Source organism: Saccharomonospora iraqiensis subsp. paurometabolica YIM 90007, assembly GCF_000231035.2.
GTDB classification, from domain to species: domain Bacteria; phylum Actinomycetota; class Actinomycetes; order Mycobacteriales; family Pseudonocardiaceae; genus Saccharomonospora; species Saccharomonospora paurometabolica.
Map to the genome: position 1 here is coordinate 165443 of NZ_KI912196.1, position 421 is coordinate 165863.

The window sequence follows — 421 nt, forward strand, 5'->3', positions numbered from 1 at the left end:
GTCCGCGGCCATGCCGGCTCCCGCCCAGGGGCCCCAGGCGATGGCGGTGGCGGGCTTGCCCTCGGCGTGCCTGCGTTCGGCGAGAGCGTCGAGCTCGGCGTTGGCGGCGGCGTAGGCGGCCTGGCCCGCGGCACCGAAGGTGGCCGCCGAGGAGGAGAAGACGACGAAGGCGTCAAGGTCGCCGGTCAGCTCGTCGAGAAGCCGGACGGCGTCCCCCTTGGCCGCGGCGGTCGCACGGAGCCCGTCGGCGGTGACGCTGTCGAGAACGCCGTCGTCGACGGCGCCCGCGACGTGCACGACGGTGTGGGGCGGGAACTCGGCCAGCAACGGGGCCATGGCCTCCCGGTCGGCCACGTCGGCGGCCCGGACGACGACGTCGGTCAGCGGCGACAGCTCGGCGACCAGCTCGGCCATCCCGGGC

The 421-nt window shown here is 76.2% G+C and carries 1 protein-coding gene; it reads right to left on the minus strand.

Annotated elements, in window-relative coordinates:
* Positions 1–421, minus strand: a 421-nt coding sequence (locus tag SACPADRAFT_RS25085) for a KR domain-containing protein (protein ID WP_157577031.1), incomplete at both ends; no start/stop codon positions are given.